Below are 15,755 nucleotides of genomic sequence, written 5' to 3' on the forward strand. Positions count from 1 at the left end.
GAATAACAGCCAAATCATTGAATATTTAATTGCTTATCAAGAGCTAATCGTTTACCAAGAGCTTAATCGTTTACCAAGCACCTAGGTATGACTTGTAAGATTGTAGGCGAACCGTTGCTGCACCTATTACATCAATGAAGCCCCAGAACGGGTGTGGCTTCTCAGCCGAGATCCAAGCCGCGCCAGTTGAACCAATAGGGATGTTGTAGCCTTCTGGTTCAATGATCTCAAGTACGATAGTACGACCTAAACCATTGCCGTTTCTTACCACGTGTTGACCGACGCTTTGTGGCCCCTGAAGTGGAGAAATACTCGACTCACCGGTACCGGCATTAAAGCTGTGTACTTTTGCTCGGAACACGTGACCTGGGTATGCATCAACGAAGAACTCAGCGAAGTCTCCTACTTGAACATAGCCATAAGTTTGGTCTGAAATACGCATCTCAAGAAACTTTTTGCTGGTGTTGTAGAGGTGCATGTTACCCATGACAGAACCTTCAGCAATATTCACTATCGATACCTGACCATCAAATTCAGCTCTAATGGTTTTCTTCTCTTGCGCCCAATTTACTTTTTGTAGATCGGCTTTTAACGACACCAGTTCAGCGTGCAGCACTCGAAGATCAGAGTCGTACTTTTCTACGTCACGCATATTGAAGATTTCAGGTGAAGTTTCAGCGCGCTCTAAGTCGCGAGTCATTTGCTTGATCTCTTCTTCTTTCTGAACAATTGAAGATTCGATCTTGGCTTTATCTGCGGCAGAATTGATGTTGACGAGAGTGTAGATTATGTCGCCTTCTTTAACCATTTGGTTGTGCTCAACAAGCACTTGGTCGATCTGCTGACCAAAGATAGGTGACATCACCGCGTGTGGTGCTTTCACTGTGGTTGAGTTGGTTAAATCAACCGGTGCCCATAAGCGAGAGATAACCGCTAATACTGCAAGGATTGTTACGCCGCCAATGGCAGCCCACGTGTAGTTTTTGAAGTTCTTCTTCAGTGCACCTGTCGCAAACAGTGACCATACAATTAGGATGTATGGAATCATCATCTCTTTCATTATGCGACCTCTTTTTCTGTAGGGGATGGTTTTGTTGGAGCCTTTTCTTCTGAAGACTGTTCTTTTGAAGATTGTTCTACAGGAGACTCTTGTGTTTGAGACTGACTTGTTTGAGACGGCTCTGTTACCGATTGTTCAGGTGATATGTGGACAGCGGCTGTCGCTGCATTAGTCGCATCTTGTTTAGGCTGAACACCACGGCGAATAACATCACTCAGTGATTGACCAATATGTTTCCAGTTCGCTAATGCGATAACCAAGGCGATAACCCAGAATGTTTTGCTGATGAACAGTCCGCAAAGTGACAGTGCAAACACGATTTGAACGTGAGCGCTTTTGTGCTCTTTTGCTTTATGCACACCCAGTTCATGCAACTGCCACATGCCGTAAACACCGGCTAATACCACAGCAATGGTCACTGAGAACAAGTAACCAGAGAAGGACTCCATCTGGAAGAAGTTCATCATCATTTCATTGGGGTGATTGTTGAATTGAGACATGTCGATGTCTTTAGAATGGATTGTGCCTAATGGTGCAAGAGCCCATGCTCCAGCAAACATCACTGCCATAAACAGGCAGAATTTAATCAAGACCATCACAACGGCCCAGATTTTCTGGAAAACGATTTTAATAAAGTTCATATCTCAACCTAAATAAGGAGAGAGAAAGTGCAGCCTTGGTACAAGACTTTTAGAAGACATCTGAAAGAGGTGTTGAACTCACGTAACCGTATAGACCTACTGAGTCAAAAGTACTAGATGACAATTAAAAATCGCTTTGACCACGTAGACAACGCATTCTCGCGAATAGAGTGTTAAAAACACCTGGCGAAATCATTCTTAAGTAACGTCTACCATTGATAGGTTCGTTTGCTGCATTGGGTTTTAAGGCCGTCTTCCGTGATGTGTGCAACACCATCATCTACACATTTTTAGGTTTTCTGTTTAGGTTAAGAATTGATTTGTTGGCGAAATAATAGGAAGTGTAACTGGTGCTATCTACGCATTATTGCGATATTGAATTATCGTAATTACGATGAATTGAGTGGTTGCTTAAACGTGAGGTGGGTTTATTTGAACAGGCTCAAACTCGGCTTATAAAATATGTCTATTTAATTAGCCTGGATCATAGAAGTGGCTATAAAAGTATCAATAAGGCAGGACGGAAATATTGAATACTCCGACCAGTCTAGGGTGAGTTTGGGTGGATTAAGCGTTACTGGCACAGCGAAGAGATTTAGATTCCAATCTGGCGAATGTGGCAGCTATTCGAAAGAGTGAGTTGTTCTGACATTTTTGCTCTTTACCATATGATGCTTCCTTCTCAGTTTTGTTTTCTCAATGAGCATCCGTTGTTTCATTCTATCGCTTTTACGATAAGATAATTAAATCTATCGCCAAATGAGCACTGAATCATGAGTAATGACATTCCGAATTTTAACTTATTGGCTGTGTTTTCAGCGGTGATGGAGCAGGGCAGTTTGAGTAAGGCTGCCGATCATTTGAATACCAATCAATCGACGATCAGCACTGCGCTCGGCCGACTGAAAAATGAAATTGGCCAAGAGTTGTTTGTGCGCAGTGGGCGAGGGGTTGTGCCTACTGCTTACTCGCAAAGCTTGTATGAGCAAATCAAAGCGCCAATACACGAGCTCAACGGCGTGTTTCAAGGTATGGCTGGGTTTGATGAAGCGAGTACAGAGCGCAGGTTTGTGGCTTCGGTTCCCGAACATTTAAAGTGGATGTTGCTCGATCGATTTTCTCAGTTATCTAACCAAGGCTTATCTCTTGAGGTGTATGACCAACCAGATAGTGATGATCAAGTCCATGAGGATCTATTAACTCAGAAGTTTGATTTGATGATCGACATTGTGTTGCCTGAGCATTCAAGCATGATGAGCGAAAAGCTCTACGACAGTGAGTTTGTGATTGTTTGCCGAAATGGGCACCCTAGGATCAAAGGTGAGATCACCGAGGCGCAATATCTCAGTGAGCAACATGCGGTTTTAGCCAGAACACGTCGCCAAGTAAGAAGTTTGACTCACTACACTTCGTTAGACTTATCCTCGCGTAAAATTGTAATTCACGGCAGCTCTATGGCCAGTAACCTAATGCTGTGTAGCCAGACTGATTACATCACTGTTGTGCCGCTTTCTATGGCGAACCAGTATCAGGAACGTCTTGGGTTACAGTTGTTCAAACCGCCTTTCGATTATCAGCCTATCTCTCATTACCTCATTTGGTTGAAAAAACAGAACACCGATCCGGCACATAAGTGGTTGAGAGAGCAGATCATCAATACGACTAATGACATGTCTAAACCACTAAACAGTTGGCGCTCCGCTTTCTGATCGTCGCCCTATCTTTTGTTTGCCAAATATCTTCTTAACAAATCACTTGTATTAAGTGAGTTATAATAGAAAATTATCACAATGAGAATTTATGATAATTTCATTTATTTGCTGTCAGCTCGTATATTAACCCTAACAAAGGAGTGGGTAACCTCCACTCACGATTATATCGGCTCAGGTTGCTGGGCTAAAAAGGGCGAAATATGAAATTCCTACACACAATGATCCGAGTTACTGATTTAGACAAGTCTATCGAGTTCTACACCAAGGTATTGGGAATGAAGGAACTTGAACGCCACGAAAACAAAGAGTACCGCTACACATTGGTTTTTGTTGGCTATGAGCAAGGCGGCACGACTATCGAGCTAACGTACAACTGGGATACGAATGAGTACGAGATGGGCAGCGCGTTTGGTCATCTGGCATTGGGTGTAGAAGATATTTACGCAGCATGTGACAAAATCAAATCGCTAGGTGGCAACGTCACTCGCGAAGCGGGTCCAGTGAAAGGCGGCTCAACTCATATCGCTTTTATTACTGACCCAGACGGCTACCAAATCGAACTGATTCAACTAGGTTAATCGAGGATATAACAATGACAAACGCACTATTTCAACCAATTCAACTTGGTAATATCGAGCTTAAAAACCGTATTGTTATGCCACCGATGACGCGTTCTCGCGCAACGCAACCTGGTAATTCAGCAAACGATATGATGGCGGCTTACTACGCTCAGCGTGCTTCTGCAGGTTTGATTATTGCTGAAGGCACACAAATTTCACCTATGGGTCAAGGCTATGCTTGGACTCCGGGTATCTATTCTGATGAGCAGATCGCTGGTTGGAAAAAAGTGACTGATGCCGTACATGAAAAAGAGGGCGTTATCTTCGCTCAACTTTGGCATGTAGGCCGTGTAACACACCCAGACAACATTGGTGGTGAACAGCCAATCTCGTCTTCTGCACTTAAAGCACAAAACGTAAAGGTATTCATCGATAACGGTACTGATGAACCGGGCTTTGTTGATGTGGTTGAACCTCGTGAAATGACGAAACAAGACATCAAAGAGGTGGTTGAACAGTATCGCCAAGCGGCTTTGAATGCGGTTGAAGCAGGCTTTGATGGTATCGAACTTCACGCAGCGAATGGTTACTTAATCAACCAATTCATCGATTCTGAAGCAAACAACCGCACTGACGAATACGGTGGTTCAATTGAAAACCGTTTACGTTTCCTAGGCGAAGTGGTTGAAGCTATGGTTGAAGCGATTGGTGCTGACCGTGTTGGTGTACGCCTTGCTCCGTTCACATCGTTGAATGGTACGGTTGACGCTACACCAGTAGAGACTTACACAGCGGCGGCAGCACTACTTAACCTATACAAAATTGTTTACCTACACATTGCAGAAGTTGATTGGGACGATGCACCTGAAACGCCAAAAGCATTTAAAGCAGCAGTTCGTGAAGCCTACGAGGGTGTCCTTATTTATGCGGGTAAATACGATAGCGAGCGTGGCGAAAAAGCCGTTGCTGAAGGCGTAACTGACATGGTTGGTTTTGGTCGTCCATTCGTTGCGAACCCAGATTTACCAGCTCGTATTCAAAATGGTTACCCACTTGCAGCGCACGATCCAAACACATTGTTCGGTGGTGCTGAAAAAGGTTTAACGGATTACCCAGAATACGCAGGCTAAAAACAGCTGCCTGAAGCAGAGTATTGAGATAGTATCTCGATCCTGTTGAGTGTTTATAAAAAGCAACCTTGCAGAGTCGGGTTGCTTTTTTTTGTTATTGGACTAAGTAAAATGATGAACGTGAAAGCGATGCGCGGAGAGCTTTACCTTCTATTTGCCACCCTGCTAGCTGGGGTGGGATGGATTGCATCTAAGCTGGTGGTATTAGAAATGCCTGGGCCAGTGTTCATTGGTGTGCGATTCCTCGTCGCGAGTCTTATTCTTCTGCCATTTTGTATTCACCATATTCGTAAGCTTTCGTTTAAGCAGATTCTGTCTCTTTGCGGCGTGGGTTTGTTGTTGTCTGCCTCATTGCAGGTATGGGTGTTTGCAGTTTCGGTGACTGAAAGCTTGTCGGAAGGGGCATTCATCATGAGCTTAGCCATGATCATTGCACCGTTTGTGTCTTGGATTTTGTTTCGAGTTAAGCCTAATCGCGCGTTTTGGATGTCTTTCCCGATCGCGATTATTGGCATGCTGTTGCTGACTTTGGGTAACGGCTGGCATGTTGAGCAGAGTCAGATTTATTTCTTACTAGCATCGATGTTGTTGTCTGTTCACTTTGTGATGAACAAGCGTGTGATTACCAATATCAAGCCTATCGCATCAATCTGTGTGCAACTGTTTGTGGTGGGTGTGAGTGGTTTAGCCTTTGCTTCTATGACAGCTCAGCCGGAGTTCGAAATCACCAAAACCTTAGTCTTCTGGTTTATTGTCTCTGCGGTGATCGCAACGTCTATTCGTTACTTGCTACAAACGGTCGGTCAGCACTCCGTGAACATGGAAGTGGCGGCATTGATCATGATTCTTGAGCCTGTGTGGACGCTGCTGTTAAGTGTGAGTGTGCTTGGCGAAAGTGTAGAGATGCAGAAGCTGCTCGGTGGGGCGGTGATCATTGCTTCACTATTTTGCTATATCAAATGGTCGAGACGAAAATAAAACACTCGGCGCAAGGCCGAGTGTGGGTTGTTTTTCAATACACGTTCAGAGTGTAATAATTTCTAAGCACTAAGCTTGCTAAGCAGTGAACGCGGTAAGATCAGATTGCCGCGACTACTTTCTGAAGTAGCTTGAGCATTTGTTGTTGCTCTTCAGCATCTAACTCGTTCATCAACTCTTTGTTTAAACGAACGGGGATAGGAACGAGTTGTTCTTCAAGTGCTTTTCTGAGCCTTATCAGGCGAGTGTTGAACAAGACTTGTCGAGTGCAGAGCAAGGGTTAAATTCTGCGAATAAGACGTGCAAAGGGTGTCACCGTACTTATCGTTCTCGCTGGTAACTATTCTAACAACGAGCTTTAAATACAGGTGGTAAAGTCGAACCCTTACCACCATAGTCCTATCGCACAGCCTTCTTTTCTTTGTGCCATCAATTCGAATGCACTAGGGGCGGGAAAGGACGTGAATGAATTAGTCGCGAATAGTGACTTTTGTAATCACAATATCTTCGCAAGGCACATCTTCGTGTCCCCAGCGAATGGTTGTTGGTGCTTTCGCAATTTTGTTTACCACATCCATACCTGCTGAAACCTTACCGAATACCGCGTAACCCCAGCCAGCATTGGTTGTTGAGGTGTGATCTAGGAAATCGTTGTCATCAAGGTTGATGAAGAACTGCGCCGTTGCAGAATGTGGTGCATCAGTCCGAGCCATTGCCACAGAACCAATCACATTCTTCAAACCACGGTTTGCTTCGTTGACGATTGGGGCGCGAGTTGGTTTTTCTGTCATGTCGATAGTGTGACCACCACCTTGAATCATGAAACCTTCAATAACACGGTGAAATGTCGTGCCTTCGTAGAAACCGTCTTGGCAGTATTTAAGGAAGTTTTTCGACGTTACTGGCGCTTTTTCAAGGTTCAGTTCAATCTCGATATCGCCAAAGTTGGTGGTGAAAGTAATCATAGGGCTACCTAAAGTTGAAGTTTTACTGAGTCGTAATGACGAAAGTGGGTTGCAGTATAGGGAAAATAACAGCGGATACCAGTGATGGTTTTATTGTGGTTGAATTCTCGTCAACCACCAAAATCACGCCTGATATTGTTTAAGGAACATCTCGACACTTGAAGTAATGAGCACTTGCTTGTGTGCAGCATCCGGTGACGGCACATGACCAATGATTTGCGGCCAAAACGCAAAAGACTTAAGCAGACCAATGAACTGCGTGGAGGCGAATTGTGGGTCTAGTTCTACTAAACGACCGTCTGCCAACGCGGCTTTAATCCAGGTTGTAAGTCCACTTTCTGCTTGGGAATATTTTTCCATCGCTTGATGCGCCAGTTCTGCGTTATGGAAATACTCTGAGAACAAAACGCGTGACAGGTCGATGAAGCCTTCAGACTCAAGTAACTCAAGCTCTTGATTGGCTATCGAGGAAAGCTGTTCTTCAAGTGGCAGTTCTGCTTGATATGGGAAATGCGTTGCGGCCAGAGTTTTGCTCCAAATGCTGTCTAGAATCTCATCTAAAAGCAGTTCTTTGCTGGCAAAGTGATTGTATACGGTGCGCTTTGATACTTCTGCGCGACTCGATATTTTATCCATGCTGGTGGCCTTGTAGCCATGCTCAGTAAACTCTGCGATAGCAGCGGCAACAATCGATTCACGTTTTCTTTGGCTCAGCGTTTTTTTTACAGTCATCGGGATACTACTCAATATGTCGCGGTTAGCATTACATACGCTAATTTTACACCAGTAAGTTTACTTTTAGAACACCAATCCGCGTATTGGTAATTCGGTCGAGAGCAACTGAATCGCTTTGCAATGCACGGTGGGTATCATAGAATCGAAAGTGTATTCGAATTTTATTGATATCAACGGAAGAGAATAAACAATCAATGAGTAGTATTTTAGAGTGTATTCGTACAGTTGGACGAGGAGAAAGAGGACGTAAGCCTTTATCGTTCGAACAAGCCTACCGCATCATGGATGAGTATTTAAGCGGAGAAGTCGGTGACGACCAAATGGCTATGCTACTGATGTTGATTCGTGTGCAGAATGAAACCAATGAAGAGATCGCTGGCTTTGTAAAAGCGTTTCAATCTCGAGTGCCAGATTTAGGCGCTGATATTGATTGGCCGTGTTATGCAGGTAAGCGTAACGATAACGCCAGTGGCAAGCCTTGGAACTTGTTGGCGGCAAAAATCTTAGCTGACAATGGCTATAAAGTGTTAATGCATGGCTATATGGATAAGCCGAGCGGTAGGACGCACGTTGAAAGCCATTTGCAAGATGTCGGTGTGCAAAGTGCTGAGAGCCCTGAACATGCTAAGTCGATTCTTGAACAAGACGGCATTGCTTATTTACCGCTAGCTAACTTTGCGCCCGAAGCACAAACCATGATTGGTTGGAAACACCGCTACGGTTTGAGAACACCAATTAACACGGTAGTTCGAGCATTGAATCCTGGTGGTGGCCGTTTAGGTCTGCGTGGCAGTTTCCATCCTGGCTTTCCACAACTTCATGCGGAAGTTGAGCATGTTATCGGAAATAAATCCCACTCGGTGATTTCATTCAAAGGGATGAACGGTGAGTCGGAATATAATCCTAAAGTTAGCCAAACGGTATGGATGAGCTCTCCTGACAAAGTCGAATCGTTCTACTGGGAAGAGATGATGAACCTAGAGCTGCCACTTCCTAGTCAATGTGTACTTGGCACATCGGCTGAAGATATGGCGCTAATGGCGAATACCGTTGTCGACAGCATGACAGCCATTCTCTTTGCAGAAACGCACGATAAAACTGAGGCATACCAGAAAGCGGTGCGCCTGTGGCATGAGTATTGTGCGCGTTAGATGGTGGTTTGTAATCAATGAGAGAAGGTCAGCGAGCGCTGGCCTTTTTATACTTGATTTCTAGCAAGGGCTTTTCGTGAACGCCCAAACAATAAAGCTACTTCACTCGCATCAAGCGATGCATTTTGTCTTCGAACTGAATCTCAATCACCTGTGAGATTTTCATCTTATCAACACGATCAAGCATTCTCGCTTGGTAATCACGTTTTTTCATCCACTCTAGCGGTTCTTTAAAGCCATCTTCATTAATCACAAACGACTGATCGGTAATAGAGTCTTCAAAGATATGAACCACCCAAATGCGTGATTGGAAATCCAATAACTCACTAAAGTAGCTTTTTAACTTAGATAAGGAATTCGTTAGATACGTTTTAGGTGGGGTTTGGGAAGACATAGTAAACCGTATTTGGACAATGAAAATCGGCAAGGGCGCCGTCTGATCATTATAGCCTTTACCCGTTAGGCTTGTCAGGTCGAATTCGGCAGCCATTCACGGCTATTGCGCTTGCTAATGCTACTATGGCTGCCAGTTAGAGATTAACCAAATCAGTGTCGGATTCACTATTTAACGAATAGGCCGAAGTCGATCTCTTGTTCTCTTTGATATTTCACCAGCTTCACTTTTAGGTCGTGTTTTGCTGCTAAATCAATGGCTAAGCATGACATGCGTTTTATCTCATCAACGCAGCTTGATATCAGCGGTTTTTCTTGATTATCGATAGTGGCGATGAGTGTGTTTTCTGTGCCGTCGTTACCTGCGTAAATATACGCGTACATGTTGTTGTCGTGTTGCATAAACTTCCTAAAACGGGATTTCTAATTATTAGTGAGGTGAAGATTACAGGGTTTATTTACGCAGGCTAGCTCGGCTAAGTAAGGTTAAGCAAGGGAAAGTAAGGCTTTGTAAGGGCTCTTTTTTTTCTTTTTTCTGGCGTTCGAAAACGTGCTCAACCCTTTGTTTGTCTCACTTTTTTGTCTTGTTAGGTTTTGCCTATCAATAAAATTGTTGAAATCCATTTAGTAAAATCAAGATTTTAGACAACAATTAACTTAACAAGATAGAAAATATATGACGCAAAGTATTTAGGGAGAACGCAATGCATTCTATTAAAGTGAAAGATTACATGACGCAGCAGGTTGTGACATTTACTCCTGATATGCCGTTAAGTCTAGCGTTAGACAAAGTGATGCGTAGCCACCATATGGGTGGGCCCGTAATCGATGATAACGAACAAGTGATTGGCTTCCTTTCAGAGCAGGATTTACTCGAGAAACTTGTGAAGGTCAGTTACTTCTGCCAAGACACACACCTTGTGGGTGACTGTATGTACCAAGAAGTGCTGTCGGTGTCACCTGACTTATCCATTATTGAATTGGCGGACATGATGCAGGTTGGAAAACCTAAAGCATACCCTGTGATCGATAATCGAAAACTGGTGGGTATTATCACCAGAACTGATGTTTTGAGAGCAATTGGCAAGAACTTGGAAGAATGCTTCAAACATCAGGTATAGTAGCGTGTTAAGAACGATTATTTTTCTCAATACTCTCAATTGAAAAAAGGCGCACTAGCGCCTTTTTTCTGTATAGCGCTTTTCTTGGTCGATCCTTTCTTTTTGGATCCCTAGCCAGTTGAACAGTTGAACAGTTGAACAGCTGATTAGGCTTTAGCTCTTGGGTATTCCAACTTTTGGAGGTTTCATGTCAAATCAAACGGCAAAGTTTGTTGAAGGTTCAACGATGCGCCACATATTGGTGATGTCGGGGGCTGGCTCTGTCGGTTTGATGGCGTTATTTGTGGTCGATCTGCTCGACATGCTGTTTATCAGTATGCTCGGACAGGTTGAATTGGCTGCTGCGGTAGGCTTTGCAGGTACGCTGACTTTCTTTTCTACCTCCGTTTCTATCGGTACTTCCATTGCCATGGGCGCATTAGTGTCCAAAGCCATCGGCTCCAAGAATCAAGAGCACGCTCGAAACCTAAGCACCAGTATCATGCTGACTGCGTTTGTTATCAGTTCAACCATAACTGCAATCATGTTCGCTTATATTCCAGAGCTGCTAGCCGCGATAGGCGCCAAAGGCATTGCAGCCGAACGCGCTCAAGCTTACCTACAGATTTTGCTACCTAGTGGTCCATTTTTGGCGTTAGCGATGGCAGCGGGTGCGGGCTTAAGAGCGGCAGGTGATGCTAAGCGTTCGATGTGGGCAACTTTGTCTGGCGGCATTGTTAACGCGATTCTCGATCCTCTGTTTATTTTTGGTTTTGGTTGGAACATCGAAGGGGCGGCTATCGCTTCGGTTGTCGCTCGTTTCTCGGTGCTATTCTTTTCGCTTTATCCTCTTATTCGCAGCCATCAGCTGGTAGCTCCGCCTTCTTTTGTGCAATGGCGCATTAATATTCGACCAATATTGGCGATTGCGCTGCCTGCGATTATCACCAATACCGCAACGCCTATCGGTAATGCGATTGTAACAACGGGTATCGCACAATATGGTGAGGATTTTGTCGCGGGCTTTGCCGTGATAGGTCGTCTGACGCCAGTTTGTTTTGCGGTTATCTTTGCCTTGTCTGGCGCTGTGGGGCCAATCATTGGTCAGAACTTTGGTGCTGAACGCATGGACCGAGTAAAAGAAACACTCAATAACTCATTGCTGGTTACTACGGCATACACCATCGCTGTTTGTATTCTGTTGTACTTCGTTCAAGGTTATGTCATTCAAGGCTTTAGCTTACAAGGTGATGCAGCAATCATTGTGGCGGCTTTCTGTACCTATGTGGCGTTAACCTTCACCTTTAACGGTGCACTATTTGTTGCCAACACCTCTTTTAATAACCTAGGTAAACCGCTTTACTCGACAGCATTGAATTTGGGTAAAGCGACGTTAGGTACTCTGCCGTTCGTATATCTAGGTTCGCAATGGTATGGCGCTTTGGGTGTTCTCTATGGTCAAGCTTTGGGTAATGTTTTGTTCGGAATTTTAGGTATCTTGGTGCTTCGACATCATATCGCTGAACTGATGCAAGGATCTCAAGTTGATCCAGTGGAAGATGATGTGTCGATTGTCAGCTTGAACACTCAGCCATTCTGTTCACACGATGCGGTTCTTATTGATGATGTATCGGCGAACCGTGAAGAGTGTGCGGAGCTTAAATCTCAGTAAGCCATCGGCGCTGGCATAATATTTTTGTTTTCTTGAAAACTTCTTCTTGACCTTGGAGTAGCCTCCAAGGTTTATACTTTTGATGAACTTAAGGTTCTGTTGCTCGTGAGTTAGCAACAACCTCAAGGCTTTTGAGTATTAAGGAGATACATTATGTGCGCAAAACATGCAGCGTGCCGCTCAGCAAAAGTGGACGTTCAACCTCAAGCGGCAGGAGCAAGTTGCTCTAGCCCTAAAATTTCAAGCATCACAGCAGCAGGTACTTCATCTGGTTGTTGTAGCTCTTCTGCTACTTCGTCATCGTCTGGAGATGATTGTTGTAGTTCGTCGGACAGTGGAGAAGAAGACAGTCAGTCCTCAACTTTATCTCTCGACGCCAAATTTTCGAAAAGTTGGCTGGTTGCCGGAATGGACTGCCCAGCTTGTGCAAGAAAAATAGAAAACGCGATCAGCAATATTGACGGTGTTATTCAAGCGAAGGTTCTCTTTGCTACCGAAAAGCTGGTTGTGAAATTCGATAATCAAAGCCTTGCTGACACCATTGAACAGGTCTCTATCAAAACGGGTTTCCCTCTTACGGAAGTCGGTTCAAAGAAAGAAAAACAACAACCTGAGACTTTTTGGCAAGCTTATATCCAACCTAATTTACAGATTATCGCGATTGCAGCGGCAATGCTGTTTGCGGCGCTTCTGAAAAGTACCTCTCCTCAATTAAGCGAAGGCTTGTTTACGGTAACTTGTCTGCTTGGTTTATATCCGGTGGCGAAGAAAGCGGTTCAGCTGGCGCGTTCAGGTACACCGTTTGCTATTGAAACCTTAATGAGTGTTGCCGCGCTGGGTGCTTTGTACCTTGGCGAAACTGCGGAAGCAGCGATGGTTCTATTGTTGTTCTTGATTGGTGAGCGCTTAGAAGCGTTTGCTTCATCAAGAGCAAGAAGTGGCGTTCAAGCGCTAATGGCATTGGTACCAGAAAACGCGACTAAGATCATCAACGGCGAGCGTGTAGAAGTAGCAGTCAGTGAACTGGTTCCAGGTGATGTGATTGAAGTGGCCGCGGGCTCTCGTTTACCTGCTGACGGCCAATTGATTACAGACGCGGCAAGCTTTGATGAAAGTGCGTTAACCGGTGAATCTGTTCCTGTTGAACACATCGAAGGCAATAGCATCATGGCTGGCGCTGTGGTGGTCGATAAAGTGGTTCGTATCACCATCACTTCAAAACAGGGTGAGAACGCGATCGATCGCATTCTTCATCTGATTGAAGAAGCAGAGTCTCGTAAAGCACCACTAGAGCGATTCCTCGATAAGTTCAGCCGTTGGTACACACCGTTAATGATGGTAGTGGCTCTGTTGGTCATCATCACGCCACCATTGTTGTTTGCGCAGCCATGGGAAACATGGGTTTACCGTGGCCTAGCGCTATTGTTGATTGCTTGTCCGTGTGCCTTGGTTATCTCGACTCCTGCAGCGATTACCTCTGGCTTAGCAGCAGCAGCGAAACGTGGCGCGCTCATTAAAGGCGGCGCAGCGCTAGAGCAGCTTGGTAAAATCCAAACCATCGCCTTCGATAAGACAGGCACACTGACCGAAGGTAAGCCTCAGGTTACGGATATTCAACCTCTATCGGGGTGGCAACAAGACGCGATGCTGCGTGTGGTTGGGGCGATTGAAGTTGGCTCTACTCACCCGTTGGCGCAGTCACTTGTCGCTAAAGTAAAAGACCTGAATATTGAGATTCCTGAATCACACAACAAGAAAGCGTTGATTGGTAGTGGTGTTGAAGGGGATGTTGATGGTGTTAAGTATCAGGTTCTGTCACCGTCTAAAGTCACGTTCGAACTTGGTGCCGATGTGGTTTCTCAGGTAGAAGCATTAGAAGGTGAGGGCAAGACGGTTGTGGTTGCTCTTGAGGTTAAAGATCAAGAAGAATCAACAGAGCAAGCTACGACGGTGATTGGTCTGATTGCTTGGCAAGATACGTTACGCAGTGACGCTAAGCTTGCGATTGAACGACTTAATGAATTAGGTATTCAATCTATCATGTTGACCGGCGATAATCCGCGCAGTGCAGCAGCGATCAGTAGCAAGATTGGTATGCAGTACAAGGCAAGCCTATTGCCAAGCGACAAGGTATCTTACGTTGAGGAGTTATCTCAACAGTCGCACGTGGCGATGGTCGGTGATGGCATTAATGATGCACCAGCAATGAAAACGGCGAATGTCGGCATCGCAATGGGTGGTGGTACGGATGTCGCTTTGGAAACGGCGGATTCAGCACTGACTCATAACCGTTTAACTGAGCTGCCAGCGATGATTGAACTGTCGCAAGCGACCATGAACAACATCCGTCAAAACGTAGCCCTTGCGCTTGGTTTGAAGGTCGTATTCTTGGTGACAAGCTTGTTAGGTATTACCGGTTTGTGGGTGGCAGTTTTAGCGGATAGTGGTGCAACTGCATTGGTGACATTGAACGCATTGCGTCTGCTTCGATTTAAATCTAAAGCGGACTAAATCGAGCTCACCGACATAGAGCATTCTTAATATAAAAGCGCCTTTAGCGGTAATACGTTAAAGGCGCTTTTTGTCTCATTAGTATGCAACATAGGCGTGCGGATTGCTTATTTTTGTGATGCCAATCGGTTTTTTGTGAAACTTGAATTATTGTTGCGATCATTCATGTGACATGTGTCACTTCATTTTGTAATGAGCTTGGTTAGAGTGTGTTCGTACCCCACGAATTTACTATGAGCTTAAATAAGGGTAAAAAGCCCAATAAGCCAAAAGGAGCGAACTATGTCTCAAGCTGTTTTCCACTTAGGTGTTACTGAAGCAGATCTTAACGGTGCTACTCTTGCGATCATCCCTGGTGATCCTGCTCGTGTGCAAAAAATTGCAGAAGAGATGGAGAACCCAGTATTCCTTGCTAGTCACCGTGAATACACGCTTTACCGCGCAGAGCTAGACGGCAAACCAGTTGTTGTATGTTCAACAGGTATTGGTGGTCCATCGACTTCTATCGCAGTTGAAGAGCTTGCTCAACTTGGTGTTCGCACTTTCCTACGTGTTGGTACGACTGGTGCTATCCAACCTCACGTAAACGTGGGTGACATGATTGTTTCTACAGGTTCTGTTCGTCTAGACGGCGCTAGCCTACACTTTGCTCCTATGGAGTTCCCAGCAGTGGCTGACTTTGAAGTTGCAACAGCAATGAAAGCGGCAGTTGATGAATCAGGTGCAACAGTTCACATGGGCGTAACGGCATCAAGCGATACGTTCTACCCAGGTCAAGAGCGTTACGACACGTTCTCTGGTCGCGTTGTTAAGCGCTTCCAAGGCTCTATGCAAGAATGGCAAGACATGGGCGTTCTAAACTTCGAGATGGAATCTGCAACACTGCTAACTATGTGTGCAAGTTCTGGTCTGAAAGCAGGTTGTGTTGCTGGTGTAATCATCAACCGTACTCAAAAAGAGACGCCTGATCACGACACTCTAAAAGTAACAGAAGCACGTTCAATCAAAGTGGTTGTAGAAGCCGCTCGTAAAATGCTTTAAGTCTTAAAGTGCTCTGAGTTTTAGAGAGCATTAAGTCTTCAAGTGACATTAAATTTTGAAAATGGCCGCATCGTATGATGCGGCCATTTTTTTGGTGCGCCGAGCA

The 15,755-nt window shown here is 44.9% G+C and carries 15 protein-coding genes and 2 pseudogenes; 10 read left to right on the top strand and 7 right to left on the bottom strand.

The window, feature by feature from the left end; all coding sequences use genetic code 11:
- Positions 1 to 70: 70 nt before the first annotated feature.
- Positions 71 to 1,060, bottom strand: coding sequence for an HlyD family secretion protein (locus AB4161_RS12655; RefSeq protein WP_372083413.1), 990 nt, complete (start codon positions 1,058 to 1,060; stop codon positions 71 to 73).
- Positions 1,060 to 1,701, bottom strand: a complete 642-nt coding sequence (locus tag AB4161_RS12660) for a magnesium transporter (RefSeq protein ID WP_372083414.1) — start codon at positions 1,699 to 1,701, stop codon at positions 1,060 to 1,062. Before AB4161_RS12660 ends, AB4161_RS12655 begins: the two co-directional genes overlap by 1 nt.
- Before the next feature lie 773 nt (positions 1,702 to 2,474).
- Here AB4161_RS12660 and AB4161_RS12665 point away from each other — a divergent pair.
- The 4 genes from AB4161_RS12665 (at position 2,475) to AB4161_RS12680 (ending at position 6,081) form a co-directional block, all read left to right on the top strand.
- A complete protein-coding gene (locus AB4161_RS12665; RefSeq protein WP_372083415.1) occupies positions 2,475 to 3,410 on the top strand; it encodes a LysR family transcriptional regulator in 936 nt (311 codons plus the stop codon).
- Positions 3,411 to 3,613: 203 nt separating this feature from the next.
- Positions 3,614 to 3,991: a lactoylglutathione lyase gene (gloA, locus tag AB4161_RS12670; protein WP_017066787.1), complete on the top strand. Its 378-nt coding sequence runs from the start codon at positions 3,614 to 3,616 to the stop codon at positions 3,989 to 3,991.
- Between the two features lie 14 nt (positions 3,992 to 4,005).
- Positions 4,006 to 5,103 (top strand): alkene reductase, encoded by a 1,098-nt coding sequence (locus AB4161_RS12675; protein WP_017065285.1) that lies wholly within the window; start codon positions 4,006 to 4,008, stop codon positions 5,101 to 5,103.
- Positions 5,104 to 5,214: 111 nt separating this feature from the next.
- Positions 5,215 to 6,081: a DMT family transporter gene (locus AB4161_RS12680; RefSeq protein WP_017060207.1), complete on the top strand. Its 867-nt coding sequence runs from the start codon at positions 5,215 to 5,217 to the stop codon at positions 6,079 to 6,081.
- A 100-nt stretch (positions 6,082 to 6,181) separates the two neighbouring features.
- Here AB4161_RS12680 and AB4161_RS12685 read toward each other — a convergent pair.
- Positions 6,182 to 6,307: pseudogene (locus AB4161_RS12685) on the bottom strand (MarR family transcriptional regulator); the annotation flags it as partial.
- On the opposite strand from AB4161_RS12685, the pseudogene AB4161_RS12690 reads away from it, so the two are divergent.
- A pseudogene (locus AB4161_RS12690) lies at positions 6,305 to 6,421 on the top strand (cytochrome c); the annotation flags it as partial. The pseudogenes AB4161_RS12685 and AB4161_RS12690 overlap by 3 nt on opposite strands.
- 130 nt (positions 6,422 to 6,551) lie before the next feature.
- Here AB4161_RS12690 and AB4161_RS12695 read toward each other — a convergent pair.
- Together AB4161_RS12695 and AB4161_RS12700 are read right to left on the bottom strand one after the other, a co-directional pair.
- Positions 6,552 to 7,046, bottom strand: a complete 495-nt coding sequence (locus AB4161_RS12695; RefSeq protein WP_017060208.1) for a peptidylprolyl isomerase — start codon at positions 7,044 to 7,046, stop codon at positions 6,552 to 6,554.
- 123 nt (positions 7,047 to 7,169) lie between these two features.
- Positions 7,170 to 7,778 (bottom strand): TetR/AcrR family transcriptional regulator, encoded by a 609-nt coding sequence (locus AB4161_RS12700; RefSeq protein WP_017066785.1) that lies wholly within the window; start codon positions 7,776 to 7,778, stop codon positions 7,170 to 7,172.
- A 167-nt stretch (positions 7,779 to 7,945) separates the two neighbouring features.
- On the opposite strand from AB4161_RS12700, the gene AB4161_RS12705 reads away from it, so the two are divergent.
- Positions 7,946 to 8,932, top strand: a complete 987-nt coding sequence (locus AB4161_RS12705; RefSeq protein WP_081324522.1) for a glycosyl transferase family protein — start codon at positions 7,946 to 7,948, stop codon at positions 8,930 to 8,932.
- A gap of 97 nt (positions 8,933 to 9,029) precedes the next feature.
- Here the strand turns inward: AB4161_RS12705 and AB4161_RS12710 are convergent, their stop codons facing one another.
- Positions 9,030 to 9,326: a hypothetical protein gene (locus AB4161_RS12710; RefSeq protein ID WP_029235295.1), complete on the bottom strand. Its 297-nt coding sequence runs from the start codon at positions 9,324 to 9,326 to the stop codon at positions 9,030 to 9,032.
- A 167-nt stretch (positions 9,327 to 9,493) separates the two neighbouring features.
- On the bottom strand, positions 9,494 to 9,727 hold the full coding sequence (locus tag AB4161_RS12715; RefSeq protein ID WP_017060212.1) for a hypothetical protein: 234 nt from the start codon (positions 9,725 to 9,727) through the stop codon (positions 9,494 to 9,496).
- Positions 9,728 to 10,029: 302 nt separating this feature from the next.
- Here AB4161_RS12715 and AB4161_RS12720 point away from each other — a divergent pair, with 302 nt between their 5' ends.
- The 4 genes from AB4161_RS12720 to udp all read left to right on the top strand — a co-directional run bounded on the left by AB4161_RS12720 (position 10,030) and on the right by udp (position 15,649).
- The gene (locus tag AB4161_RS12720; protein WP_017060213.1) at positions 10,030 to 10,446 is read left to right on the top strand and encodes a CBS domain-containing protein; all 417 of its coding nucleotides are present in this window, start codon (positions 10,030 to 10,032) and stop codon (positions 10,444 to 10,446) included.
- Between the two features lie 187 nt (positions 10,447 to 10,633).
- Entirely contained in the window at positions 10,634 to 12,097 is a 1,464-nt protein-coding gene (locus AB4161_RS12725; protein WP_017065289.1) for an MATE family efflux transporter, read from the top strand.
- A gap of 153 nt (positions 12,098 to 12,250) precedes the next feature.
- The gene (locus AB4161_RS12730) at positions 12,251 to 14,608 is read left to right on the top strand and encodes a zinc/cadmium/mercury/lead-transporting ATPase (protein WP_029236439.1); all 2,358 of its coding nucleotides are present in this window, start codon (positions 12,251 to 12,253) and stop codon (positions 14,606 to 14,608) included.
- 282 nt (positions 14,609 to 14,890) lie between these two features.
- On the top strand, positions 14,891 to 15,649 hold the full coding sequence (udp, locus tag AB4161_RS12735; RefSeq protein WP_017065292.1) for a uridine phosphorylase: 759 nt from the start codon (positions 14,891 to 14,893) through the stop codon (positions 15,647 to 15,649).
- Positions 15,650 to 15,755: the final 106 nt, after the last annotated feature.

Origin of the sequence: Vibrio sp. 10N.286.51.E5 (assembly GCF_041469125.1) — a bacterium.
GTDB classification, from domain to species: Bacteria; Pseudomonadota; Gammaproteobacteria; order Enterobacterales; family Vibrionaceae; genus Vibrio; species Vibrio crassostreae_C.

What these genes read in the sequence shown, in the direction of transcription:
- AB4161_RS12695 (WP_017060208.1), bottom strand. Translation starts at nt 7,046, where the DNA reads ATGATTACTTTCACCACCAACTTTGGCGATATCGAGATTGAACTGAAC.
- AB4161_RS12725 (WP_017065289.1), top strand. Translation starts at nt 10,634, where the DNA reads ATGTCAAATCAAACGGCAAAGTTTGTTGAAGGTTCAACGATGCGCCAC.
- gloA (WP_017066787.1), top strand. Translation starts at nt 3,614, where the DNA reads ATGAAATTCCTACACACAATGATCCGAGTTACTGATTTAGACAAGTCT.
- AB4161_RS12715 (WP_017060212.1), bottom strand. Translation starts at nt 9,727, where the DNA reads ATGCAACACGACAACAACATGTACGCGTATATTTACGCAGGTAACGAC.
- AB4161_RS12710 (WP_029235295.1), bottom strand. Translation starts at nt 9,326, where the DNA reads ATGTCTTCCCAAACCCCACCTAAAACGTATCTAACGAATTCCTTATCT.
- AB4161_RS12700 (WP_017066785.1), bottom strand. Translation starts at nt 7,778, where the DNA reads ATGACTGTAAAAAAAACGCTGAGCCAAAGAAAACGTGAATCGATTGTT.
- AB4161_RS12665 (WP_372083415.1), top strand. Translation starts at nt 2,475, where the DNA reads ATGAGTAATGACATTCCGAATTTTAACTTATTGGCTGTGTTTTCAGCG.
- AB4161_RS12680 (WP_017060207.1), top strand. Translation starts at nt 5,215, where the DNA reads ATGATGAACGTGAAAGCGATGCGCGGAGAGCTTTACCTTCTATTTGCC.
- AB4161_RS12730 (WP_029236439.1), top strand. Translation starts at nt 12,251, where the DNA reads ATGTGCGCAAAACATGCAGCGTGCCGCTCAGCAAAAGTGGACGTTCAA.
- AB4161_RS12675 (WP_017065285.1), top strand. Translation starts at nt 4,006, where the DNA reads ATGACAAACGCACTATTTCAACCAATTCAACTTGGTAATATCGAGCTT.
- udp (WP_017065292.1), top strand. Translation starts at nt 14,891, where the DNA reads ATGTCTCAAGCTGTTTTCCACTTAGGTGTTACTGAAGCAGATCTTAAC.
- AB4161_RS12660 (WP_372083414.1), bottom strand. Translation starts at nt 1,701, where the DNA reads ATGAACTTTATTAAAATCGTTTTCCAGAAAATCTGGGCCGTTGTGATG.
- AB4161_RS12655 (WP_372083413.1), bottom strand. Translation starts at nt 1,060, where the DNA reads ATGAAAGAGATGATGATTCCATACATCCTAATTGTATGGTCACTGTTT.
- AB4161_RS12720 (WP_017060213.1), top strand. Translation starts at nt 10,030, where the DNA reads ATGCATTCTATTAAAGTGAAAGATTACATGACGCAGCAGGTTGTGACA.